Origin of the sequence: Hymenobacter caeli (assembly GCF_013294115.1) — a bacterium.
GTDB classification, from domain to species: domain Bacteria; phylum Bacteroidota; class Bacteroidia; order Cytophagales; family Hymenobacteraceae; genus Hymenobacter; species Hymenobacter caeli.
Genome location: NZ_JABSNP010000003.1, coordinates 1 through 21,420, shown reverse-complemented (window position 1 = coordinate 21,420; position 21,420 = coordinate 1). Strand labels below are relative to the sequence as shown.

Below are 21,420 nucleotides of genomic sequence, written 5' to 3'. Positions count from 1 at the left end.
GTTATTCGCTATGATTAACCACCACCCCGCCGGGTAAAACTAAGGCAAAGTTTCGGTACGGCCGCACCCAAAAAAAGGAGAAAGATGTCTTTTATCAGTAAAACACTAGCCTTTAGCTAAATAATCATACGGTCTTCGACAACCGGCCATAAAGTTGTACCGTATGTGGCAGTTCGCGAATTTTTAGCTATCCGCTCCCATGCCCGACGCCAAGCTCCGCACCTGGGTCAACTCGCCGCTGGCCCGCGTGGCCCGCGCGGTGCTGGGCGGCAACGCCCGGGTGGCGATGGTCATCGGCGGCACCGTGCACCTGAGCGGGGCCTCCCGCGCCGAATTTTTGGCCGACCCCGAGTGGGTGGCCCACGAACAGGTGCACCTGCGCCAGTACCGCGAGCAGGGCCTGCTGCCCTTCCTCTACCGCTACTTGGTGGAGTCGGCGCGGGTGGGGTATTACAATAATAAGTATGAGGTGGAAGCCCGGGAAGAAGCCCGGCGCGTGGTGCAGACCCTGGCCGCCGGCCAGGCTCCCCAGGCCTAAAAAAACCTCCTCAGCGTTGGTCGAGAAGGTTTTACCAAAATTATTTGGGGCTTATTAGAGCTGCGCTAGCCGGCCGCCGTCCACCACCAGCGTAGTGCCGTTGATGAAGTTGGCTTCGTCTGAGGCCAGGAAGCAGATGGCGGCAGCCAATTCGTCGGGCGTGCCCACCTGGCCGGTCACCTGCTCGGTGCCGTTCTTGATGTTGGGGTTATTCCGAAGCATGGGCGTATCGACGGCCCCGGGGGCCACGGCGTTGATGCGGGCGTGGGTGTGGGGAATTTCGAGGCTGAGGCCCCGCACGAAGGCTTCGGTGCCGCCCTTGCTGGCGGCGTAGGGCACTACGTTGGGCGTGGTTTGGAAGGCGTGGACGGAGCTAACGGCCACCACGGCCCCGCCCTTCATGTGGGGCAGGCACAGCTGGCAGAGCCGGAACAGGGCCCGCAAGTTCACGTTCAGCACCAGGTCCCAATCGGCGGGGTCCATTTTCAGGATGGGCTTAAAGGTCATGATGGCGGCGTCGTTCACCAGCACGTCGATGCGCTTCCACTTGGCCAGGGCCTGCGCCACGGCGGCTACTAGGTCGGCGTCCACGCCCACGTCGGCCCGGATGAACAGCACTTTGCCGCGGGTTTTCTTTATCTCGTCGGTCAGCGACTTTCCTTCGGCCACGTCGCGGCCCAGGGCTACCACCCGGCCGCCCTCGCGGGCCAGCTGCAAAGCGGTGGCCCGCCCGATGCCCGAGGTGGCTCCGGTAACGAAGCATACTTTGTCTTTAAAACGACCCATACGGTGGGGATGAGGATGAATGCGGGATGAACAGGCCAAGGCAAGGGCCGGGGGCACAACCGCCGAACGGCCCCACGGTTCAGCCAAAAGCGGGGCGGGGCAAAAAAACCGCCGGTTCGGCAACCCGCCCCGGCCCGTTTGCGAATAACCAGCCCGCACGCACGCCGCGTTCGCTTCACTTTTCTACCCACCCCTTCCCATGCGCTCTACCCCCCACCCCGACGCCGCTTCGGACGCCCCCGCAGCCGCTCCTACCGCCGCCGCACCCCAAGCCGCTCCTACCGCCGCCGCACCCGAAGCCGCCGGCCATCCCCTCGACGACGCCGTTGCCCAAGGCAAGCAGTGGCTCGACGGCGTGGACCTAAACCAGTTGGTAGGCCAGTTACCACAATCGGTGCGCGACTTAGGCACCCAAGTGGCCGGCCGGGTGCGCGGCCTCTCTCCCACCCAGCAGGCCGTGGGCGCGGCCGCGCTGGCCTTCGGCTTAGGCCTATTGGTGGTGCGCAGCCGCCGCAACGACCGCACCGCCGACGCCAAAGCGTCGGGCAAATACCGCTCAAAGTTCGACGGCAAGCCGTTCAAAGGCCGGGGCAAGTCTAAGTTCGCCGCCAGCTAGCCGCCCCGGCCCAGCAGCACGAAGCCCCCGGCAACTGCGTTGCCGGGGGCTTCGTGCTGCTGGGCTCTAAAGAGCCGCTTATTGGACTCGAACCAACGACCTGCTCATTACGAATGAGCTGCTCTACCAACTGAGCTAAAGCGGCATTTCCCGGCTGCCGGTGGCAAATCGGGAGCACAAAGATAAGGCCCCACCCCAAAAAACCGCGTTCCGGGGCGCACTTTTTTCGCGTGGCCGCCGGCCTAGTGGCGGTCGTGGTACCAGGTATTGTAGCGGCGCACCACCGCCGGCAGGGTGCGCGGCGGGTAGCGGCCGGCCCGCAGGTCGGCGGCCAGGGCGGGGCAGTCGGCGAAATACTCGGCGGCGCGGGGCCGGAAATTCCACCAGTACGTGCCTACGAACGCGCCCGTGCCGGTGCGCAGCAGCACGTCGCGCAGAAAAGAGTTGCCGCCCCGCACGGGCAGGTATTGCTCGTACACCTGCACCCGCCCCGCTTGCAGCACCTTCAGCAACGAGCCCAGCCGCAGCCGCGAAGTAGGGTACAGCGCGGCCGCGCTCCGGCTGCTGGCCAGCACCACGGGCACGCTGGCCAGCGCGGGGCCGCAGTTGCGGTAGCGCACCGTGTCGGGCCCCTGCACGTAGCCGTAGGCCCGCACCACGTCGTCGGATAGGCGCAGCGGCTTGGGGCTGTCCGCGGCCAGCGGCACGAACTTCACGAACTGCTGCTGCTCGAAGTCGCTGGTCAGGTACACGGCCCCGCGCAGGCTATCGCCGTTGGCCAGCACCACGTAGCCGGGGCACACGCGCTGGGCCCGCGCGGCGGCGGGCGGCAGGCCCAGGAGTAGCAAACACCAAAGCAAGTGACGCATAACCGGCGGGTGAGCGGTGATGAACGACTACACTGTTTCGAACCGAGGGGGGTTAAACCAAATGTACGGCAAATGCCGTTATGTTGCTACCGGCCCCACCGCGCCGCCTTTTACCTTTGCCCCATGTCTGTCTGGCTGACCCTGCTGTTCTCGTTTTTCCTCATCCGCTACGTGCTGCCCTCGCTGGTGCGGGCCGTGCTGGGCGGCTTCGTGCGCCAGCAGGTGCACAAGGCCCAGCAGCAAGGCGGCGGGCCGTTCGGACCCATGCCCGGCAACCCGTTCGGGCCCCAGGGCCCCGGCCGGCCCACGGGGCCGCCGCCCGCCCCCGGACAGGTGCGCGTCGATTACGTGCCGCCCAAAAACGGCAAGGGCGAGCGTCCCACCGAGTTCCGGGGCGGCGAGTACGTCGATTACGAAGAAGTGAAGTAGCGGCGAGCGTGGACTGAGAAGCAGACGTTTTCTACTGCTTGTTTCTCTTCCCCTAAAAGCCGAACCCGGCCCGCACGCCGGTGCCCGTGCGCTGGCCCGATTGCAGGCCGGTGTAGAAATCGATCCGCAGCAGCTTGAATACGTGCTCGATGCCCGCGCCCAGCTCCACGTAGTGGCCGGCCTGGGCCGTGTGCAGGTAGTTGAGGGAGAGTACTTCCTGCCACTTGAGCTGGCGCAGCAGCGGGACTTTGTTGAAGATGAAACCGTTGAAGTGGTGGCTGTAGTGGGCTTCCTGGTAGGCGGCGCGGGTGCTGTACTCGTAGTAGTCGAGCAGCTGGAAGTCGTTGAAGTTGCCGGTGAGCAGGGTGCGGTTGCCGGAAAAGTGGCGAAAATCGGCAAACGTGAGGCCCTCCTGCTTGCCCACGAAGCCGCCCACCACCACGCGGTACGTGCTGCTGCCGAGCAGGCCCAGGTCGAGGCGCTGGCTCACGCCGGCTTGCAGCAACAGGTAGCGCACGTCGGCGCCCAGCACGTGCGGCACGGCCAGCCGCCCCTGCGCGTTGAAGGTGGGCCACTTCGAGCCCAGGTTGAACTTGCCGTCGGGCCGGTTGACGTAGCGCTGGCCGGGCTTGAAGTCCAGGCTGGCCCCCACCGTCAGGGCCTTGCTTTGGCCGAAGCCGGTGCCGCCGGGGGCCTCCTCGGCCACGGGCTGGTTGGGGGTGAAGGCGCGGTCTTTCACGTCCACCAGCAGCCGGTCGGTGGTGTTGAACAGCTCGCGGCGGTCGAAGTAGCTGGCCGTGGTGCGCAGGGTGAGGCCGTTCACGGGCTCGGTGAGGAAGGTGAGGTCGAGGCCGTCGCGGCGGTAGAGCTTGGCGTAGTTGTAGTTGGCAAACAGGGTGTAGAGCGAGTTGATGGCCGGCGTGAGCTGCGAGTTGCGGTCGAAATTTTCCACCGTGCGGCCCGCCACCAGGCTGAGCTGGCGCAGCACCACGGGGTCGAATTGCCACGTCAGGCCCACGCTGGGGTTGAGCTGCCGGCTGCTGAAGCCGTAGCGCAGCACCGGGGCCAGCGTCACGAAGCGGCGGTCGTCGGTGCGCTTCGCGAACTCTACCCGGGCGTTGGCCACCACGCCTTCCACCGTGTTGTATTGCAGGATGTTGGCCACTGGCTGCACCGTCACGCTCGTCATCCTGAACGAGTTGCGGTAAGTGTAGCCGCCCACCGCCAGGTTGATGGGCTCGAACTGGTTGCGCTTGCGGTCCATCGAGTCCTGGTAGGGGCGCGAGCGGCGGATGACCTCGGTGCTGTCCTTGGTGCGGTAGTCCTTTTTCTCTTCGTCGGACAGCGGCACGGGGCGGATTTGGGCCCAGTAGGCGGTGTCGCGGGCGTTGGCTCCTTTTTCTACCAGCTGCACCTCGCCGCGGGGCATGCGGGCCAGCGGGTCGCGGCGCAGCGAGTCGCGCTGGGCCTGCTTCACCCGGCGGCGCACCTGGGCCCCCAGGCCCCGCAGGTCGGGCTTGAGCTTGCGGATGTCGGCGGCGGTTTCGCGGGCGGCGGGGGCCCCGGGCGCGGCCGGCGCGGGGGCCGCGGCCACGGGCGGCGCGGGGTAGGTGGGCACCACGGCGGCGTAGTTTGAGAGCACCGACGTGATGTAGGCCGAGCCCTTGAAGCCCAGGCCCGACAGGTTGGCCCGCAGCTCCTGCGACTGCATCACCCACACGTTGGGATTACCGGGGGCCGGGGCAAACAGCTGGCCGATGTGCAGGCCGTCCACGTAGTCGAGCTGGGCTTCCTTGCCCAGGTTCAAGTCGATGGAATGCAGGCGCCACGAGCCGTCCACGATGTACACGAAGCCGGTGAATACAGGGTCGGTGCGGCGGCGCGGCGTGACGCGGATTTTGTGCACCAGGGCCCCGTCGGCCTGCCGGGTGCTGCCCACCAGCTCGTACTGGTAAAACAGCATGGCGCTGGCCGCGATGGGCGACACGAAGCCGCGCTCCGAGAAGCCCGATTTAATCAGGTTGTCGTAGAAGTTCAGCCCCCGCCCCGCGCTGGCCCGGTTGAAGCTGATGCCCCGCGAGTCGCCGCTGACCCGGCTCGATAACATCCGTTCCTTGACGACGTTGGGCTGGGTGAAGGAAATATCGGACAGGCTCTCGGAGAGGTAAAAGATACCGGGCTTGATGTCGGGCCCCAGCTTGAAGAGGCCCATGATTTTGCCCGGCGTTTCGAGGATGCGGCCCAGGCTCTTGCTGTAGAGGCGGGCCCGGAAGGCGGCCACCTCGCGCCGGTGGTAGGGCCGCCACTGCTGCGCCTGCTGGATGATGGCGTAGGCCGGGTCGCGGTCCGACGCGCGCACCGTCACCTCGCCTAGGCTGTAGGCTTCGGCGGCCAGCTGCACGTTGAGCACCAAGGTCGAGTCGCCGCCCGGCACGCGCACGGCCTCGGTGCGCGGCCGGTAGCCCACGTACTGGAACACCAGCTCGTAGCGCCCGGCGGGCAGGCGCAGCGCGTACTGGCCCTGGTCGTTGGCCCCGGTGCTGGTGGCGTCGCCGCGCACGGCCACGTTGGCGAAGGCTAGCTTGCTGCCGTCGGCCCCGCTGATGACGCCCTTTACCACGCCCGCCCGGGCCCCCGGCCCCCCCGCCAGCAACAGCAGGCCCAACCACCAATAGCGCATAGCAAACAAAAGCGTAAATAACCGGTCGGGCCGGGTAGACGAATGAAGCACCATAATGTTGTCCCAAAGTACGGCTGATTCGGAGCGGGGCCCGCGGGCGCCCCCCCCGCCGGCCGCCGATACCTTTGTTCCTTTCCCACTTTCTGTTCTGTTTCGTTATGAAAATCCGCACCGGCTTCGGCTACGACGTTCACCAGCTAAAAGAAGGGCTGCCCTTCTGGCTCGGCGGCATCCAGGTGCCCCACACCCACGGGGCCCTGGGCCACTCCGACGCCGACGTGCTCATCCACGTCATCTGCGACGCCCTGCTGGGGGCCGCCAACCTGCGCGACATCGGCTTCCACTTCCCCGATACCGACCCGCAGTACAAGGGCATCGACAGCAAGCGCCTGCTGGCCGAAGTGCTGCGCCTGCTGCGCGGCAAGGGCTACGAGGTGGGCAACATCGACTCGACCGTCTGCCTGGAACAGCCCAAGGTGAACCCCCACATCCCGGAGATGCAGCGCGTGCTGGCCGCCGTGATGGGCATCGCCGAGGACGACGTATCTATCAAGGCCACCACCACCGAGAAGCTCGGCTTCGTGGGCCGCCAGGAGGGCGTGGCCGCCTACGCCACGGTGTTGATTTACAAAATTATATAGCTATAATTTGGTAAAATTACGGTCATGCTGAGCGCAGCCGAAGCATCTCTCCCGCTCACTAATCATGAATTACTGCTGCGGGAGAGATGCTTCGGCTGCGCTCAGCATGACGTTCAAATTAGGTAGTGTTTTCGCCCTTTTCATGTTTTTCATGTTATGCTGAAAAACCTCCTGCTGCCGGCGCTGCTGGCCCTGGCCCTCGGTGGCCCGGCCCACGCCCAGGGCCGGGTGAAAACCAAACCCAGGCCCGGCGTGATGCCCACCCTGGGCACCCCGCCGGCCGACCTGGTGGACTGGGCCCCGCGCTACGCCGACCTGGTGACGGCCGCCCGCCTGCGCACCCACCTGGCCGTGCTGGCCTCGGACGAGTACGGGGGCCGCGAAACGGGCCAGCCGGGCCAGCACCTGGCCGCCGCCTACGTGGCCGCGCAGCTCCAGGCCGCCGGCCTCGCCGGCCCGGGGCCCGACCCCACGGCCCCGTACCTCCAGAAATTCCAGCTCGAAACCGTGGCCTGGGCCCCCGGGGCCACGCTGCAAGTGGGCGGCACCCATTACCAGTGGCCCAACGACTTCTACGGGCGCGGCTCGGCGGGCTTCGACCTGGAAACCGAGGCGCGGCCGGTGTTTGTGGGCTTCGGCATCGAGCAGGCCGGCTATGCTGATTACCAAGGCCTTGACGTGGCCGGAAAGGCCGTGCTCATTATGCAGGGCGAGCCCACCACGGCCAGCGGCAAGCCCCTGCTCAGCCCCGACGGCAGCTACACCCGCTGGGGCCGCGACGACCGCGCCAAGCTGGCCGTGGCCCTGCAACACGGGGTGCGCAGCGTGTTTTTCGTCGATTTCCGGCCCAACGGCAACTTCGAGAAAACGGCCGCCCGCCTCGCCCCCGCCCTGGCCCAGCCCAGCCTGGGGCTGCCCGGCGCGGTGCCTCCGCGCCCGCCGGTGTTTTACCTCGCGCCGGCCGTGGGCTATAAATTACTGAGTACCAACGCCGCCGCCGTGGCCCGGTACCTGGCCCAGACCGGCACGCGGGGCCAGCCGGTGGCGTCGCCCTTCAAAGCGGAGGCCCTGCGCATCAGGGCCCCGAAAACGCGCACGCTGGTGGGCACCGAAAACGCGCTGGGCTTCGTGGAAGGCACCGACAAGAAGAACGAAATCCTGGTCGTGTCGGCCCACCACGACCACCTGGGCGTCATCGACGGCCGGGTGTACAACGGGGCCGACGACGACGGCTCGGGCACGGCCGCGCTCCTCAACCTGGCCGAGGTGTTTGCCCAGGCCAAAAAGGACGGCCACGGGCCCCGACGCAGCCTGCTGTTTCTGAGCGTGACGGGCGAGGAGGAAGGCCTTTTCGGCTCGGAGTACTACGCCGGCCACCCGGTGTTTCCACTCGCCGGCACCGTGGCCGACCTGAACATCGACATGGTGGGCCGCACCGACCCGGCCCACGAAGGCCAGCCGGACTACGTGTACGTCATCGGCTCCGACAAGCTGGCCTCGCAGCTCAAAGTGGTGGTGGAGGCGGCCAACCAGCAGTACACGCACCTCGCCTTGGACTACAAGTACGACGACCCGGCCGACCCCAACCGCTTCTACTACCGCTCCGACCACTACAACTTCGCGGTGCACGGGGTGCCGGTGGCGTTTTTCTTCAACGGCGTCCACGCCGACTACCACCAGGCTTCGGATAAAATCGAAAAGATTCAGTTCGATAAAATGGAAGCGCGGGCCCGGCTGGTTTTTTTCACGGCGTGGGAGTTGGCGAACCGGGAGGCGCGGGTGGTGGTGGATTCTGATAAGCCTTGAGCGCAAGGTTTTGCAAGGTTAAAATAGGTTTCGCTAAAGCTAGATTTTCGTATGCAGGAGCAAGAGCAGTTGTACAAACCAGAGAATGTGGCGGCGGGGCACATCATGCGGGCTGCTTTTCGGGTGCATTCTGCATTGGGCCCCGGCCTATACGAATCGGTGTACGAAGCAGCGCTGGCCCACGAGTTACGCAAGCTTGGCTTGGCTGTCGAGACCCAAGTTGGGCTCCCGGTTGTTTATGACGGGATTAGACTGGACGTAGGTTTTCGGGTAGATATTTTGGTAGAGCAGAAAGTAATCGTGGAATTAAAGTCAGTAGAGCATCTAGCACCTGTCCACAGCAAACAACTCTTGAACTACCTGCACTTATCCCGACTTAAACTTGGGTTGCTGATTAACTTCAATGTCATTTCGCTCAAAGAACACATCATCAGGCTAGTCAACGGGTTATGAAAGACCAATTACCAGCGAAACCTATTTTACCCTTGCGAAACCTCGCGCTTCAATTTCAAATCGACGCCGAAACCAAGGCCTTCGACCGGGAGCACCGCCGCAAAATCCGCTTCAACATCGGTAAGTACGACGCGGCCGTGGCCTTGGGAATGAACTACTTCCAGGACCACGAGCTGGCCCGCGACCGGGGAGCCTACCTCAAGGCGCTGGTGCTGGAGAAGCTCGACGAGTACCTGCTGCAATTCGAGGCCGCCTTCACCGCCCGGGGGGGCCGGGTGGTCTGGGCCCGCGACGCGGCCGAGGCCCTGGCCGAAATTGGCCGGCTGGCCGACGCGCGCGGGGCCCGCACCGTGGTGAAGGCCAAAAGCATGACCACCGAGGAAATCCACGTCAACCAGTACCTGGCCGGCAAGGGCATTGAGTCGGTGGAAACGGACCTGGGCGAGTACATCGTGCAGCTCAACGGCGAGCGGCCCTACCACATCGTGACGCCCGCCATGCACCTGAGCAAGGCCGACATCAACGACATTTTCGTGAAGCACCTGGGCACCGAAAGCACCGACGACGCCCAGCAGCTCGTGCTCACGGCCCGCCACCTGCTGCGCGACAAGTACACGGCGGCCGAGCTGGGCATCACCGGCGGCAACTTCCTGGTGGCCCGGGAAGGGGCCGTGGCCGTGACCGAGAACGAGGGCAACGCCCGCCTGTCGGCCACCTTCCCCAAGCTGCACATTGCGGTGGTGGGCATCGAAAAAGTCATTCCCCAGCTCACCGACCTCGACCTGTTCTGGCCCCTGCTGAGCACCAGCGGCACCGGCCAGCAGGTGACGGTGTACAACACGGTGTACTTCGGCCCGCGCCGGCCCGGCGAGCCCGACGGCCCCGAGGAAATGGTCGTGATTCTGCTCGACAACGGCCGCACCACCCTGCTGGCCCAGCCCGACAAGCGGGCCGCCCTGCGCTGCATCCGCTGCGGGGCCTGCCTGAACGTGTGCCCGGTGTACAAAAACATCGGCGGCCACACCTACGAAACCACTTACTCGGGCCCCATCGGCGCGGTCATCAGCCCGCACCTGAGCGGCCTGCCCGAGCACATGCACCTGAGCTACGCCAGCAGCCTGTGCGGGGCCTGCACCAGCGTGTGCCCGGTGCGCGTACCGTTGCACAACCTGCTGCTGCTCAACCGCCAGCAAGCCGTGCGCGAGGGCCACGCCCCGGTGGCCGAGCGCGCCGCCATCGGCCTGTGGCGCTGGAGCATGCAGCACCGCTGGGCCCTGAACGTGCTGCCCGGAGCCCTAAAAGACTGGAGCCTGGGCCGCCTGCTCGACCAAGTGGGCTGGAGCAAGCGCCGCACCGCGCTGGCCGCCGCCCCCCAGTCGTTCGGGGCCCTGTGGAAAGCCGCCCACTGATTGCTTGTTGGCGGCGTTTTGGGCGGCGCTTCCGTTAGAAGCGGTCTATGCACGCAGAACTTTGGATACACCCGGCCCTGCGCCTGCTGGCGGGCGCGGCCGGCACGGTGGTGGTCGTCACCACGCTGTCGGCGGCGGTGCGCTCGTTTGTGCTGCCCCGCAACGAGTCGGTGCGGCTGAACAACCGCATCTTCGCCGGCATCCGCTGGGTTTTTGACCTGGCCGCCGGCCGGGCCAACAACTACGCCCGGCGCGACCGGATCATGGCCCACTACGCGCCGGTGGCGCTGGTGGCGCTGCCCATTGCGTGGCTGGCGCTGGTCAGCCTGGGCTACACCGCCATCTACTGGGCCCTGGGCCTCGATTCGTGGCTGAAAGCCTACGAGCTAAGCGGCAGCTCGCTGCTCACACTGGGCATTTCCAAAGAAAACGACCTGCTGGTCAACGTGTTCAACTACTCCGAGGCCACCATCGGGCTGCTGCTGCTCACGCTGCTCATCTCGTACCTGCCCACGCTGTACCAGGCGTTTTCGCGGCGCGAAGTGACGGTGGCCCGGTTGGAGCTGCGGGCCGGTACGCCGGCCACGTCCACCCACCTCATCGAGTGGCTGAACTCCAGCGGCTCGCTCACCGACGACGACGCGCAGTGGGCCGAGTGGGAGCAGTGGTTCGTGGAAATCGAGGAAAGCCACACCTCGCTGCCCATCCTGAACTTCTTCCGCTCGCCGCAGCCGGGCCGCTCCTGGGTGATGGCCGCGGGCTTGATTTTGGACACGGCCAACCTCCTGTTTTCGGCCCTCGACGTGCCCCGCACCCGCCAGATGGAGCTGACCTTCAAGGCCGGCTGCCTGTCGGTGAACCGGGTGTACCGCTTCTTCGACGTCCGGGCCGGCGTCAATGCCGCCGCCGAGCTGCCCGGCCCCGCGCCCAGCACCGCGCCCGACCACCCCGAGTTCGACCGGGCCCTCGACGAGCTGGCCGGCCTCGGCCTGCCCGTGTGCGACGAGCGCGCCGCCGCCTGGGGCCATTTCCAGGAGCGCCGCACCCGCTACGCCCCGGCCCTCAAGTACCTGGCCGAGCTGACGATGTCGCCCGAAACCCGGTCGTTGTAACCGCGGCCCGGCGCTATTCGCCGTCGTCGGGCAGGATGTTGACGTCCTGCACCAGCACCATTTTCTCGATTTCGCGGCCCCGCACGGTGTTGGCCAGGCCCCCGAGGGCGGTTTCCTTGTAGCGGGTTTCCATGCTCTGGCCCACCTCGCCGAGGGCCGCCACGCACTGGTCCACGGGAATCACCGGGTCGATGCCGGCGATGGCAATCTGGGCCGAAGAGAAGGCGATGGCCGCCGCCGAGGCGTTGCGCACCACGCAGGGCACCTCCACCAGGCCCGCCACGGGGTCGCACACCAGCCCCAGCATGCACTGGATGGTGACGGCCACCGCCGCCAGCACCTGCGCCACAGGGCCCCCGAGGCAGTACACGATGGCCCCGCTGCCCATGGCCGCCGCCGAGCCGGTTTCGGCCTGGCAGCCGCCCACGGCCCCGGCCAGCGAAGCATTTTGCTCGATGATGAGGGCGATGCCAGCCGCCACCAGCAAGCCCTCCAGGATTTTACGGTCGGACAGCTGGTGAATGCCCTGGATGGTGACGAGCACGCCCGGCAAGATGCCCGAGGCCCCGGCCGTGGGCGCGGCCACCACCCGGCCCATGCACGAATTCACCTCCTTGGCCCCCAAAGCCCGCGTAATCAACTGCTTGAACTCGGGCGAGAGGACGGTAACGGGCGAAGCGGCAATTTTCTTGGCCCCGTTGTTAATCATGCCCGAGCGCGAAGTCATGTCGCCGGTCATGCTTTCTTTCACCGCGTCGCGCATCACGTCGTAGGCCCGCTGCAAGCCCACCCAGATTTCCTCTTCCGTGCGGCCCTTCTGCTCAATTTCGTAATCGAGCACGGGCTGGTACAGGGGCTCGCCGGTGGCCGCGCAGTGGGCCTGCCAGGAAGCAAAATCGGTGAAGAGCAACGACATGGCGGGTGGGGAAGGATGGTAGAAAAACGGATAAACGCAAAGCCCCGGCCGAAGGTGTCTTCGGCCGGGGCTTTAAAGCTACGGGATGCGGCACCGCCTAAGCGGCCGGCTGGGGCGTGCTTTCTGCCACCAGCTTGACGCTGGCCGAGTTGATGCACAGGCGCAGGCCGCTGGGCGCGGGCCCGTCGGGGAACACGTGGCCCTGGTGGGCGTCGCACACGTTGCAGAGCACCTCCACGCGGGTCATGCCGTAGCTGGTGTCTTTGTGGTAGCGGATGGCGCTTTCGTCGACGGGCTGCGTGAAGCTGGGCCAGCCGGTGCCGCTCTCGAACTTGGTGCGCGAGTCGTAGAGCGGGGTGCCGCAGCACACGCAGGCGTAGAGGCCGGCCTCGTGGGCCTCGCAGTACTCGCCGGTGAAGGCCCGCTCGGTGCCGTGCTCGCGCGTGACGTGGTACTGCTCGGCCGTGAGCTGGGCTTTCCACTCGGCGGCAGTTTTCTCGACCCGGCGGGGCGAGGGCACGGGGTGGTTGGCCAAGCGGATGACGTCGTTCCAGGTTTGCATGGTTGGGTTTGAATGAGGAGAAAAGCAAAACGAAAACGCTCGCCGGGACCGGGGCCTTTTCCGTAGCAGGTATAACGAGGGGCCCCGGGCTTTTTGTTTCATTGCCGCGTTCGCCGGCCCGCTCCGCTCATCCATTTGCCCCGTCCATGAAAATCCTTACCGCCGCCCAAACCCACCAGCTCGACCAGGCCACCGTGCAGGCGCAAGGCATTACCTCAGCCGAGCTGATGGAACGGGCGGCCCAGGCGCTGGCCGAGTGGTTTTATGGGACGTTTCCGAACGAAACAAGCGAAATCTTGGTGCTGTGCGGCCCGGGCAACAACGGCGGCGACGGCCTGGCCCTGGCCCGGCTGCTGCACCGGGCCGGCTACGCCGTGCGCGTGGCCCTGCTGCCGGCCGAAAAACAATCGGCCGACTGGCAGCACAACCGCCAGCGCCTGCCGGCCGCCGTACCCGTGGCGGCGCTGGCGGCGGGGGCCCTGCCGCCGCTGGGGCCCGGCGCGGTGGTGGTCGATGCGCTGTTCGGCACGGGCTTGGCGCGGCCCCTGGCCGGGCTGGCCGCCGCCGTGGTGGCGCACCTGAACGCCGCCCCGGCCCGCGTGGTGGCCGTGGACCTGCCCAGCGGCCTGCTGGCCGACGCGCCCCAACCTGCCCCCGGCGGGCCCGTGGTGCGGGCCGCCCACACCGTCAGCTTCGGGCCGCCCAAGCTGGCCTTTTTACTGCCGCAGAACGCGGAGTTTGTGGGCGAGTGGCACGTCGAAGACATCGGGCTCGACCAGAATTTCATCGATCAGGCCGACACGCCCTGGCACTTCACGCAGCTGGCCGATGCCGATGTGGCCCTGCCGCGCCGCGGCAAGTTTGGCTACAAGAATACCTTCGGCCACGCGCTGCTGCTGGCCGGCAGCCGGGGCAAAATGGGCGCGGCGGTGCTGGGCGCGGGCGCCTGCCTGCGCGGCGGCGTGGGCCTGCTCACGGCGCACGTCCCCGGCGGGGGCTACGACATTTTCCAAACCACCCGCCCCGAAGCCATGTGCCTGACCGACGCGCAAGCCGATTTCATTAGCGAGCTGCCCGACCTGGGGCCCTACCAAGCGGTGGGCATCGGCCCCGGACTGGGGCAGCAAGCCGCCACCCGCGCCGTGCTGGAGCTGTTGCTGCGCACGGCCACGGTGCCGCTCGTCATCGATGCCGACGCGCTGAACCTGCTGGGCGCGCACCGCGAGCTGCTGGCGTTGCTGCCCGAAAACACCGTGCTCACGCCCCACATCGGCGAGTTCACGCGCCTCACCGAAAAGGCCCGCGACGACTACCACCGCCTCGATTTGCTGCGCGCCTTCACCCAAAAATACCGCTGCGTGGTGGTGCTGAAGGGCGCCTACACCGCCGTGGGGGCCCCCGACGGCCAAGTGTACTTCAACAGCACCGGCAACCCCGGCATGGGCACCGGCGGCAGCGGCGACGTGCTGACGGGCCTCGTGCTGGCCCTGCGCGCCGACCAGCGCCTGGGGCCCCTGCACGCCGCCCGCCTCGCCGTGCTGGCCCACGGCCACGCCGGCGACCTGGCCGCCGCCGAAACCGGCGAGGCCGGCCTCACCGCCGGCGATTTGGTGCAGCACATCGGGCCCGCGCTGCGCAACTTGACGGTTTGAGCGGGGCCTGGGCCCGGGCCCTGAATTTTTATTGCGCGCCGGGGGTGATGTTTTTCCGAAACCAGGATTAATAAGTGGACTTCATCACCGTGCCCGCCATGACCTCATCCGAAGTTTTGCCCACCGCCCCGGTCGTAGCCCCTGGCCTGCGGGAATCGCTGCTAGCCGACCGCACCCGCGCCCTGACCCGGCTGTACCAGCGCACGTTTCCGGCGGTGCGGCGGCACGTGCTGCGGCGCGGGGGCACCGACCAGGACGCCCAAGACGTGTTTCACGACGCCCTGGTTGTTTTCTACGAAAAAGTAGTGGGCGAAACCCTGGCCCTGACCGCCGCCCCCGGCACCTATCTGGTGGCGGTGTGCCGCCACCTGTGGCTGCGCGAGCTGGACCGCCGCGCCCGCCACCCGCGCGCCGACCTGGCAGCAGCAGCGGATTGCCCCGCGGAACCCGCCGCGGAAGAAGCCACCGAGCCGCTGCCCGTGCTGGCCTACGTGGAGCAGCTGGGCGAGAAGTGCCGCAACATTTTGCTGGCCTTCTACTATTTCCGGCAGCCGCTGGCGCAAATCGCGGCCACCCACGCCTACCGCAGCGTGCGCTCGGCCACGGTGCAAAAATTCAAGTGCCTGGAGCGCTTGCGCAACGCGGTGCGCGCTGCCTCCCCCACCGCTTCGCCCCGCTGACGCCATGCGCCCCGAACTCGAACACCTGCGCCGCCTTGAGCAGCACCTGCTGGGGGCCCCCGACCCAGCCCGCCCGCTCCTGCCCCCCGCCCTGGCCGCCGACGCCGAGGCCCAGCGCCGGGCGTACGGGGCCCTGCACCTGGCCGGGCAGCGGCAATTGCGCCGCGAGCTGGCCGCCATTCACCAGGCGCTGTACGGCCCCCGGGCGGGGCGGTGGGCGTGGACGGCCGCCGCGGACGGCCTGCGCCTGGTGTTTGCGCGCTGGGGCCGCCGCGCGCGGCCGTAGGCGGCCCTTATTTCTGATTCTCACCCCGGGCCGTTGCGGCCGGGGCCCCACGGCTGGGGCCCCGGGTGGCCGCTGCACGCCCATTTTCTTCCCTTTTTATGCGCAATCAACCAGAATTTCGAAAATTTGCCGTGCATAGCCGCGGCGTCAACGGGTTGTTTTTCGACCAGTATTTCCAGCACCAAGCCGGCGCCAGGGCCCCCTCCATCGCGGGCATGACGCGCTCGGTGATTGAGGAGCGCCCCACGCGCTTCGCCGAAATTGACGTGTTTTCACGTTTGATTATGGACCGCATCATCTTCCTGGGCCAGGCCGTGGACGACAACATTGCCAACATCATCAACGCCCAATTACTGTTTCTGGAGTCGGCCGATGCGCGCAAGGACATTTTGCTCTACATCAATTCGCCGGGCGGTTCGGTGTACGCCGGCTTTGGCATGTACGACACCATGCAGTACGTGGCGCCCGACGTGGCCACCACTTGCACCGGGCTGGCGGCCAGCATGGGGGCGTTTCTGCTGTGCGGCGGCGCCCTCGGCAAACGCTCGGCCCTGCCCCACGCCCGCGTCATGATTCACCAGCCCTCGGGCGGGGTGCAGGGGCCCTCGGCCGACATTGAAATCACGGCCCGCGAGGTGGTCAAACTCCGGCAGGAACTCTACGGCATCTACGCCGAGCGCACCGGCAAAACCTACCAGCAAATCCACGACGACTCCGACCGCGACTATTGGCTGCGCGCCGACGAAGCCAAAAACTACGGCCTTATCGACGAAGTATTGACGCGCCAACCGGCCGAATGACGGCCCCAGGCGGTGCCTTCCCCCTCAAAACACAAAAACCGCCGCCGCCTGCACCAGCAGCACGCCATCGGCCAGCAGGGCGAAGAAGTAGTCGCCGCGCGATTCTTCGGCCGCGGCGATGACGGCGGCGGCCAGCGCCGCCGGCAGCAGCACGGCCAAGGGGGGAGCCCCGCGCCCCAGGCCCAGCGCGGCGCTCGCGGCCAGCAGGCCCAGCGCCAGCCGCCGGGCCCCCGCCACCCCCAGCACCCCCGGAAACGTGCGGGTGCCCGCCCGCCGGTCGCGCCCGTAGTCGCGGATGTCGAACACGATGGCCAGGGCCAGCACCAGCAGAAACCGCTGCCCCAGCAGGCCCGCGCCCTCGGCCAGGGGGCGGTGCAGGGCCAGCACGGGCAGCCCCACGGTGATGGCCGCCCACACCCCGGCAATCAGAAACACCTTCAGCAGCGGGATTTCGCGCAGCGAGCGGGGCCGCCCGCGCCAGCGGCCCAGCGGCCACGAGTACAGCAGCGCCAGCGCCGCCAGTGGCACCAGCAGCGGCAGGTAGTGCCACCAGCCATCGGCCAAAAACAGGTAGCCGCCGCCCAGCGCGGCGGCGGCGGCCAGCCCGGCCAGAGCCCGGCGGTGGCGCTGCTGCCAAGCCTTACGGCCCGAGGTGCCGGCCGGCTCGCGGTGCTTGAAGGGCAGCACGGCGTCGAGGTTGTACACGAGTAGGGTGGCGGCAAACACCAGCGCCACCACGCGGTAGCCGGAGGCCCCCACGGGCCCCCAATGGTGTAGGGTGGCCGCCGTTTGGGCCGCGGCCGCGCCCGCCAGCCACGCGCTGCTGTAGAGCACGGCGTCGAGCAGGCGCAGGGGCAGCGGGCGGCGAAACATGTACGCAAAGAACGGCCCCGCACCAGGCGTTTGCCTGAAGCGGGGCCGGATAAAGGCGGCTGCCGGACAGAAATTACTGGACTTGCTGGGCTTTTTCGCCGTAGGTTTCTTCGTAGAGCTTGATGCTGGCGTCGATGATGCGGTAGGCATCCTCGCGGCCCAAAAATTTCTTCACGATGACCTGTTTCTGCTCCAGGGCTTTGTAGTCTTCGAAGAAGCGCTGCATTTCCCGAATCATGTAGGGCGGCAGGTCGTCCAGCTCGTTGTAGTGGTTCACCGACACGTCGTGGGCCGCCACGGCAATAATCTTGTCGTCTTCCTCGTCCTGGTCCATCATCTGCATCACGCCGATGACCTTGGCTTCCACCACGCACATGTGCGGAATGTCCACCGAGCAAAGCACCAGGATGTCGAGCGGGTCTTTGTCGTCGCAGTACGTCTGCGGAATGAAGCCGTAGGCCGCCGGGTAGTGCACGGCCGAAAACAGCACCCGGTCGAGCTTCAGCAGGCCGCTGTCCTTGTCCAGCTCGTACTTGCCTTTACTGCCTTTGGGAATCTCGATGATGGATTGCACGGATTGCGGGACGTTTTCACCGCGCGACACGTCGTGCCAGGGATTGAAATGAGGAGTCATTCAGGAATGAGGGGAGTAATGAGAAATCGAAGAAAGTAGATATGACTGCTTAAAAAAAATTGGCCGGCACCGGCCGCCCCCGCTTGCCTAGTCGGCCGGGGGGTTGCTAAACGAAAAAACCCGAGCTTGGTTGGGGCCCTGGGGCCCGCGGCTGGCCTTAGCGGCCCAGCACCTCGCGCAGGGGCACGCCGGTGCACCCGCTGGGCTCCTGGATGTGCAGCCACTGGGCCACGGTGGGGGCCACGTCCACGGGGTGCACCGGCGCGGCCGACTCGCCGTGCTTCACGCCCCAGCCCCAGAACAACAGCGGCACGTGCGTGTCGTAGGCCCACGAGGCCCCGTGGGTGGTGCCCTTCACCACGGGGTAGCCGTAGGCTTCGAGCCAGCCGGGCTCCAGCACCACCAGCACGTCGCCCGAGCGCGGGGCGTAAAACCCGTTTTCCTGGTACATGCCGGTTCCCTCGCTCCAGTGGCCGTGCTGCAACGTGGTGGCGGTGGTGGTTTGCGCCACGTGGGGCATGCGCAGCAGGATTTCGGCCACTTCGTCCTGGGTTTTGGCCAGGTCGAGGCCCTTCTGAGCCAGCAGCGGCCGGTTCAGGTACGCCTGCTGGTTTTCGTAGTCGAGCACCCACGCGCCGGGGCCGTGGCGGCGCACCAGGGCCCGTTGCAGCGAGTCGCGCATGGCCCCGGGGCCCACGCCGCCGCCGGGCAGGCGGTGGGCTTGCAGGAAGCCGGGGGCCTGGTCGGCGGCGTGGTCGGCGGTGAGGAACACCAGCGCCTGGTCCTTGCCCACGGCGCGGTCGAGGTAGTCCAGCAGGCGGGCCAGGTCCTGGTCGAGGCGCAGGTAAGTATCCTCCGTTTCGATGGCCGTGGTGCCGAACTGGTGGCCCACGTAATCGGTACAGCTAAAGCTCAGGGCCAGGAAATCGGTGGCCCCCCGCTGCCCCAGCTGCTCGGCCCGGATGGTTTCGAGGGCGAAGTCGGCCGTGAGCGAGTTGCCAAACGGCGTGGAGCGAATCAGGTCGAGGTTTTGCGCGGCGGCTTTAGGGGCGGTTTCGTCGGTGGCCTTCAGCGTGGCCTTCACGGTGGGCGAGCCGCCGCTCAGCACGGGCAAATCATGCGGAAAAACGGGCTTGTCCTCGCCCTTGAACGTGCCTTCCCAGGGCTCGTCGTCGGGGCTGCTTTCGGTGTACTCCGCAATGGGCAGCAGCGTGTTCCAGGGCTTGCTGAGGTAGGCGGCGGCGTGCCCGGCGGCGTTGAACTTGCCCACCCAGCCGGGCAGGGCCGGGGTGTAAAAGGTGCTGCTGATGAAGGCCCCGTTGGTGCCGTCGTACCAGTAGGCCGCGCTGGCCGCGTGCCCGGCCGGCAAAATGCTGCCCCGGTCCTTGATGCACACGCCGATGGTTTTGCTCTGGAAGTTGGTGGCCAGCCGCAGCTCGTCGGTGATGGTGGTGGTGAGCAGGTGGCGCGGGCTCTGCTGCCCGGCCGCCCCCGAGCCGCCCACCGCCTGCACGGTGTTGTCTTCCGTCACGTAGGTGCTTTTGCCGGTTTCGCGCACGAACCAGTTGTTGCCCACGATGCCGCTCACCGCCGGCGGGGCCCCCGTGTACACGCAGCTGTGGCCCGGCCCGGTGTAGGTGGGCACGTAGTTGTAGTGGCAGCTGGCGTAGCTGAAGCCCTGCCCCAGCAGCCGCCGAAACCCGCCGCTGCCGTACTTATCCCAGTAGCGGTAGAGGTAGTCGTAGCGCATCTGGTCGACGACGATGCCCACCACCAGCTTGGGGCGGGGCACCGGCGCGGGGCCGGGCTTGTGGGCGGCCGCGGGGCCCGCCAGCAGGGCGGCCACCGGCAGGGCGGCGGCAAATAGCTTTTTCAAAGGCTGAAACCGCGCGTTTAGGGCAGCGGCGGGCAAATATACGCCCCGTGCCAGGGGTGCGGCCAGCCGGTTTTGCCCCCGCTACGTATTCTTTTTGTCATCATTTGATGGACGAATCCTAAATTTTCGCTTTTGAAGCCTGCCCTCATCTTCGACATGGACGGCGTCGTCGTCGATAACACCGCTTACCAGGCCCGGGCCTTCCAGCTCCTGTTCCGCGACCTGGGCCTGACCACCAACGCCCGCCAGCTGCTGAAACGCCTGAACGGCATGCCCGCTACCGACATTCTCCAGACCGTGTTTCGGCACCCCGTGCCCGCCAAGCAACTCAAGGAATACGCCGCCCAGCGCGAGCTGCTCTACCGCACCCTGTACTGGACCAAGCGCCGCGAAATGCCCGGCCTCAGCGCTTTTTTGCAGGCCGCCCGGGCCGCCGGCCACCCCGTGGGCCTGGGCACGGGCTCCGGGGGCCCCGCCCTGCGTTACATCCTCGACCACCTGGGGCTGCGCCGCTACTTCGACGCGGTGGTGGGCGAAGACGACGTTAGCCAGGGCAAGCCCCACCCCGACACGTTCACCGCAGTGGCCCGCAAGCTGGGCGTGGCCCCCGCCGATTGCCTCGTATTCGAAGATGCCGTGCTGGGCGAGCAAGCCGCCTACCGTGCCGGCATGCGTTGCGTAGCTGTTACCTCTACCTTGCCCGCCAGCGCTTTTCAAGCCCCATTACTGGCCATCCGCGACTTCACCGCCCTGACTGTGCCCCAGTTGCTTGCGGCGGGGGCCGCCCAGCCCACCGCACCGCGGCCCCGCCGGCAGCCCGCCTCCTAGGCCCGTGCCCACGCCATCGAAGCCAAGCCCAAGGCCCCCGTCGCGCTGCCCGCAGGGTGGCCGGCCACGGCCAGCGGTACCAGGTGCAGCCAAAAACGACCCGGTGCGGCCGCTACCGCTGTAAACACGTAGGTGGACTCCTGCCGCAAGTTTATGCGTACCCCCGCGTGGGCGTCAACGAGCCACACCGCCGTGGCTGAGAAGTTATGCAGTCCATCAGCCAGCAAGGCGTAGCGGCCGGGAGCCAGGCCGGCCACGCTCAGGGCTACCGTAGTGGACGCCGTGAGCTGCGCCAATGGAAGGGTGTGCACCACCTCGCCGCTGGCCACGCCCGGCGTCAGTAGCCGCAGGGCGGCCCCGGGGGCGGGGGCATCAGCCTCGAAACTAACGATAGCACTAACTACCAATTCGTTGGGGCCAAACAAGGTGAGCTGCACCTGCGGACGACAGTCGTCGACCTCAGCGTATGTTTCGTCCGTTCGTCCGCCCATCGGAAAATGGACAGGGTAGGTGTGCGCATCGGGGGCCGGCTCAAAGTATTGTTTTTGCATTGCTGCGCGTTTTTTTACCTGGGCCCGGGCGGACGCAGCCAATAAAGAAGTAACCGTTCAAAGCCGCCCGCTACTACGGCTGTAAAAACAACTTGGGTACGATTGCGCTAACGAATGGTAAGGTTAAACTGGTATGTGATAATTTTCCGCTAAAAATACATACTTTTTAGTTCTAAATTAATAAGTATCTCAAACCCGTCTTGTGCAGACACCCACTGGCAGGTATTTTTTTATAAATTAGCATTATTCAAAGAGAACGGTCGGGTTCTGTACCACGAAGTTCCACCCGGCAGCTAGTGTGGCTATACCAGCGGCCGGCCGCGCAAAAAAGCCCCTTGACCCCCCGGGGTCGGGGGCGCGTGGGGCGGGCGGGGGGGGGGGGGGGTAACAACCGGCCCCGCCACGGGGGTGGGGAACGAGTCG

The 21,420-nt window shown here is 66.7% G+C and carries 22 protein-coding genes and 1 tRNA gene; 13 read left to right on the top strand and 10 right to left on the bottom strand.

Annotation, left to right across the window (positions count from 1 at the left end; genetic code table 11):
* The first annotated feature begins 199 nt into the window (after positions 1-199).
* Positions 200-538, top strand: a complete 339-nt coding sequence (locus HNP98_RS03575; RefSeq protein ID WP_173808688.1) for a DUF4157 domain-containing protein — start codon at positions 200-202, stop codon at positions 536-538.
* Between the two features lie 54 nt (positions 539-592).
* Here HNP98_RS03575 and HNP98_RS03570 read toward each other — a convergent pair whose 3' ends face one another.
* The gene (locus HNP98_RS03570) at positions 593-1,324 is read right to left on the bottom strand and encodes an SDR family NAD(P)-dependent oxidoreductase (protein ID WP_173808687.1); all 732 of its coding nucleotides are present in this window, start codon (positions 1,322-1,324) and stop codon (positions 593-595) included.
* 199 nt (positions 1,325-1,523) lie between these two features.
* On the opposite strand from HNP98_RS03570, the gene HNP98_RS03565 reads away from it, so the two are divergent.
* Positions 1,524-1,940 (top strand): hypothetical protein, encoded by a 417-nt coding sequence (locus HNP98_RS03565; protein ID WP_173808686.1) that lies wholly within the window; start codon positions 1,524-1,526, stop codon positions 1,938-1,940.
* A gap of 72 nt (positions 1,941-2,012) precedes the next feature.
* Here HNP98_RS03565 and HNP98_RS03560 read toward each other — a convergent pair.
* A tRNA-Thr gene (locus tag HNP98_RS03560) sits at positions 2,013-2,085 on the bottom strand.
* Between the two features lie 97 nt (positions 2,086-2,182).
* Positions 2,183-2,809 (bottom strand): hypothetical protein, encoded by a 627-nt coding sequence (locus HNP98_RS03555; protein ID WP_173808685.1) that lies wholly within the window; start codon positions 2,807-2,809, stop codon positions 2,183-2,185.
* Between the two features lie 123 nt (positions 2,810-2,932).
* Between HNP98_RS03555 and HNP98_RS03550 the strand changes: the two genes are divergently transcribed.
* A complete protein-coding gene (locus tag HNP98_RS03550; RefSeq protein ID WP_173808684.1) occupies positions 2,933-3,238 on the top strand; it encodes a hypothetical protein in 306 nt (101 codons plus the stop codon).
* Between the two features lie 52 nt (positions 3,239-3,290).
* Here the strand turns inward: HNP98_RS03550 and HNP98_RS03545 are convergent, their stop codons facing one another.
* Complete coding sequence (locus HNP98_RS03545; protein WP_173808683.1) at positions 3,291-5,918, bottom strand: DUF5686 and carboxypeptidase regulatory-like domain-containing protein; 2,628 nt, start codon at positions 5,916-5,918, stop codon at positions 3,291-3,293.
* 158 nt (positions 5,919-6,076) lie between these two features.
* Between HNP98_RS03545 and ispF the strand changes: the two genes are divergently transcribed.
* The 5 genes from ispF (at position 6,077) to HNP98_RS03520 (ending at position 11,339) form a co-directional block, all read left to right on the top strand.
* On the top strand, positions 6,077-6,559 hold the full coding sequence (gene ispF / locus HNP98_RS03540; RefSeq protein WP_173808682.1) for a 2-C-methyl-D-erythritol 2,4-cyclodiphosphate synthase: 483 nt from the start codon (positions 6,077-6,079) through the stop codon (positions 6,557-6,559).
* Between the two features lie 156 nt (positions 6,560-6,715).
* Positions 6,716-8,365, top strand: a complete 1,650-nt coding sequence (locus tag HNP98_RS03535; protein WP_173808681.1) for a M28 family peptidase — start codon at positions 6,716-6,718, stop codon at positions 8,363-8,365.
* A 51-nt stretch (positions 8,366-8,416) separates the two neighbouring features.
* The gene (locus HNP98_RS03530) at positions 8,417-8,818 is read left to right on the top strand and encodes a GxxExxY protein (RefSeq protein ID WP_173808680.1); all 402 of its coding nucleotides are present in this window, start codon (positions 8,417-8,419) and stop codon (positions 8,816-8,818) included.
* A 32-nt stretch (positions 8,819-8,850) separates the two neighbouring features.
* Entirely contained in the window at positions 8,851-10,227 is a 1,377-nt protein-coding gene (locus tag HNP98_RS03525; RefSeq protein WP_246274957.1) for a lactate utilization protein B, read from the top strand.
* Between the two features lie 47 nt (positions 10,228-10,274).
* Positions 10,275-11,339 carry a hypothetical protein gene (locus tag HNP98_RS03520; RefSeq protein WP_173808678.1) on the top strand — a complete coding sequence of 355 codons (1,065 nt, stop codon included), beginning with the start codon at positions 10,275-10,277 and terminating at the stop codon, positions 11,337-11,339.
* Positions 11,340-11,352: 13 nt separating this feature from the next.
* Here HNP98_RS03520 and sdaAA read toward each other — a convergent pair whose 3' ends face one another.
* The gene (sdaAA, locus tag HNP98_RS03515) at positions 11,353-12,255 is read right to left on the bottom strand and encodes an L-serine ammonia-lyase, iron-sulfur-dependent, subunit alpha (protein WP_173808677.1); all 903 of its coding nucleotides are present in this window, start codon (positions 12,253-12,255) and stop codon (positions 11,353-11,355) included.
* Positions 12,256-12,352: 97 nt separating this feature from the next.
* Positions 12,353-12,817 carry a peptide-methionine (R)-S-oxide reductase MsrB gene (msrB, locus tag HNP98_RS03510; RefSeq protein ID WP_173808676.1) on the bottom strand — a complete coding sequence of 155 codons (465 nt, stop codon included), beginning with the start codon at positions 12,815-12,817 and terminating at the stop codon, positions 12,353-12,355.
* A gap of 146 nt (positions 12,818-12,963) precedes the next feature.
* Here msrB and HNP98_RS03505 point away from each other — a divergent pair, with 146 nt between their 5' ends.
* The 4 genes from HNP98_RS03505 to HNP98_RS03490 all read left to right on the top strand — a co-directional run bounded on the left by HNP98_RS03505 (position 12,964) and on the right by HNP98_RS03490 (position 16,235).
* The gene (locus HNP98_RS03505) at positions 12,964-14,469 is read left to right on the top strand and encodes an NAD(P)H-hydrate dehydratase (protein WP_173808675.1); all 1,506 of its coding nucleotides are present in this window, start codon (positions 12,964-12,966) and stop codon (positions 14,467-14,469) included.
* A gap of 74 nt (positions 14,470-14,543) precedes the next feature.
* The gene (locus HNP98_RS03500; protein ID WP_317171037.1) at positions 14,544-15,149 is read left to right on the top strand and encodes an RNA polymerase sigma factor; all 606 of its coding nucleotides are present in this window, start codon (positions 14,544-14,546) and stop codon (positions 15,147-15,149) included.
* A gap of 4 nt (positions 15,150-15,153) precedes the next feature.
* Complete coding sequence (locus HNP98_RS03495; protein ID WP_173808674.1) at positions 15,154-15,435, top strand: hypothetical protein; 282 nt, start codon at positions 15,154-15,156, stop codon at positions 15,433-15,435.
* 98 nt (positions 15,436-15,533) lie between these two features.
* Positions 15,534-16,235: a ClpP family protease gene (locus HNP98_RS03490; protein ID WP_173808673.1), complete on the top strand. Its 702-nt coding sequence runs from the start codon at positions 15,534-15,536 to the stop codon at positions 16,233-16,235.
* A 24-nt stretch (positions 16,236-16,259) separates the two neighbouring features.
* On the opposite strand, the gene HNP98_RS03485 is transcribed toward HNP98_RS03490, so the two are convergent.
* The 3 genes from HNP98_RS03485 to pafA form a co-directional block, all read right to left on the bottom strand.
* Complete coding sequence (locus HNP98_RS03485; RefSeq protein ID WP_173808672.1) at positions 16,260-17,108, bottom strand: UbiA prenyltransferase family protein; 849 nt, start codon at positions 17,106-17,108, stop codon at positions 16,260-16,262.
* 73 nt (positions 17,109-17,181) lie between these two features.
* Positions 17,182-17,742: an inorganic diphosphatase gene (locus HNP98_RS03480; protein ID WP_173808671.1), complete on the bottom strand. Its 561-nt coding sequence runs from the start codon at positions 17,740-17,742 to the stop codon at positions 17,182-17,184.
* 157 nt (positions 17,743-17,899) lie between these two features.
* Positions 17,900-19,618: an alkaline phosphatase PafA gene (gene pafA, locus HNP98_RS03475; protein WP_246274956.1), complete on the bottom strand. Its 1,719-nt coding sequence runs from the start codon at positions 19,616-19,618 to the stop codon at positions 17,900-17,902.
* A 132-nt stretch (positions 19,619-19,750) separates the two neighbouring features.
* On the opposite strand from pafA, the gene HNP98_RS03470 reads away from it, so the two are divergent.
* Entirely contained in the window at positions 19,751-20,446 is a 696-nt protein-coding gene (locus tag HNP98_RS03470; protein WP_173808670.1) for an HAD family hydrolase, read from the top strand.
* On the opposite strand, the gene HNP98_RS03465 is transcribed toward HNP98_RS03470, so the two are convergent.
* Positions 20,443-20,997: a hypothetical protein gene (locus HNP98_RS03465; protein ID WP_173808669.1), complete on the bottom strand. Its 555-nt coding sequence runs from the start codon at positions 20,995-20,997 to the stop codon at positions 20,443-20,445. The two genes, HNP98_RS03470 and HNP98_RS03465, sit on opposite strands and share 4 nt — an antisense overlap.
* Positions 20,998-21,420 lie beyond the last annotated feature (423 nt).

Coding starts and splice junctions, on each gene's coding strand:
- HNP98_RS03575 (WP_173808688.1), top strand. CDS start 200: ATGCCCGACGCCAAGCTCCGCACCTGGGTCAACTCGCCGCTGGCCCGC.
- HNP98_RS03570 (WP_173808687.1), bottom strand. CDS start 1,324: ATGGGTCGTTTTAAAGACAAAGTATGCTTCGTTACCGGAGCCACCTCG.
- HNP98_RS03565 (WP_173808686.1), top strand. CDS start 1,524: ATGCGCTCTACCCCCCACCCCGACGCCGCTTCGGACGCCCCCGCAGCC.
- HNP98_RS03555 (WP_173808685.1), bottom strand. CDS start 2,809: ATGCGTCACTTGCTTTGGTGTTTGCTACTCCTGGGCCTGCCGCCCGCC.
- HNP98_RS03550 (WP_173808684.1), top strand. CDS start 2,933: ATGTCTGTCTGGCTGACCCTGCTGTTCTCGTTTTTCCTCATCCGCTAC.
- HNP98_RS03545 (WP_173808683.1), bottom strand. CDS start 5,918: ATGCGCTATTGGTGGTTGGGCCTGCTGTTGCTGGCGGGGGGGCCGGGG.
- ispF (WP_173808682.1), top strand. CDS start 6,077: ATGAAAATCCGCACCGGCTTCGGCTACGACGTTCACCAGCTAAAAGAA.
- HNP98_RS03535 (WP_173808681.1), top strand. CDS start 6,716: ATGCTGAAAAACCTCCTGCTGCCGGCGCTGCTGGCCCTGGCCCTCGGT.
- HNP98_RS03530 (WP_173808680.1), top strand. CDS start 8,417: ATGCAGGAGCAAGAGCAGTTGTACAAACCAGAGAATGTGGCGGCGGGG.
- HNP98_RS03520 (WP_173808678.1), top strand. CDS start 10,275: ATGCACGCAGAACTTTGGATACACCCGGCCCTGCGCCTGCTGGCGGGC.
- sdaAA (WP_173808677.1), bottom strand. CDS start 12,255: ATGTCGTTGCTCTTCACCGATTTTGCTTCCTGGCAGGCCCACTGCGCG.
- msrB (WP_173808676.1), bottom strand. CDS start 12,817: ATGCAAACCTGGAACGACGTCATCCGCTTGGCCAACCACCCCGTGCCC.
- HNP98_RS03505 (WP_173808675.1), top strand. CDS start 12,964: ATGAAAATCCTTACCGCCGCCCAAACCCACCAGCTCGACCAGGCCACC.
- HNP98_RS03495 (WP_173808674.1), top strand. CDS start 15,154: ATGCGCCCCGAACTCGAACACCTGCGCCGCCTTGAGCAGCACCTGCTG.
- HNP98_RS03490 (WP_173808673.1), top strand. CDS start 15,534: ATGCGCAATCAACCAGAATTTCGAAAATTTGCCGTGCATAGCCGCGGC.
- HNP98_RS03485 (WP_173808672.1), bottom strand. CDS start 17,108: ATGTTTCGCCGCCCGCTGCCCCTGCGCCTGCTCGACGCCGTGCTCTAC.
- HNP98_RS03480 (WP_173808671.1), bottom strand. CDS start 17,742: ATGACTCCTCATTTCAATCCCTGGCACGACGTGTCGCGCGGTGAAAAC.
- HNP98_RS03465 (WP_173808669.1), bottom strand. CDS start 20,997: ATGCAAAAACAATACTTTGAGCCGGCCCCCGATGCGCACACCTACCCT.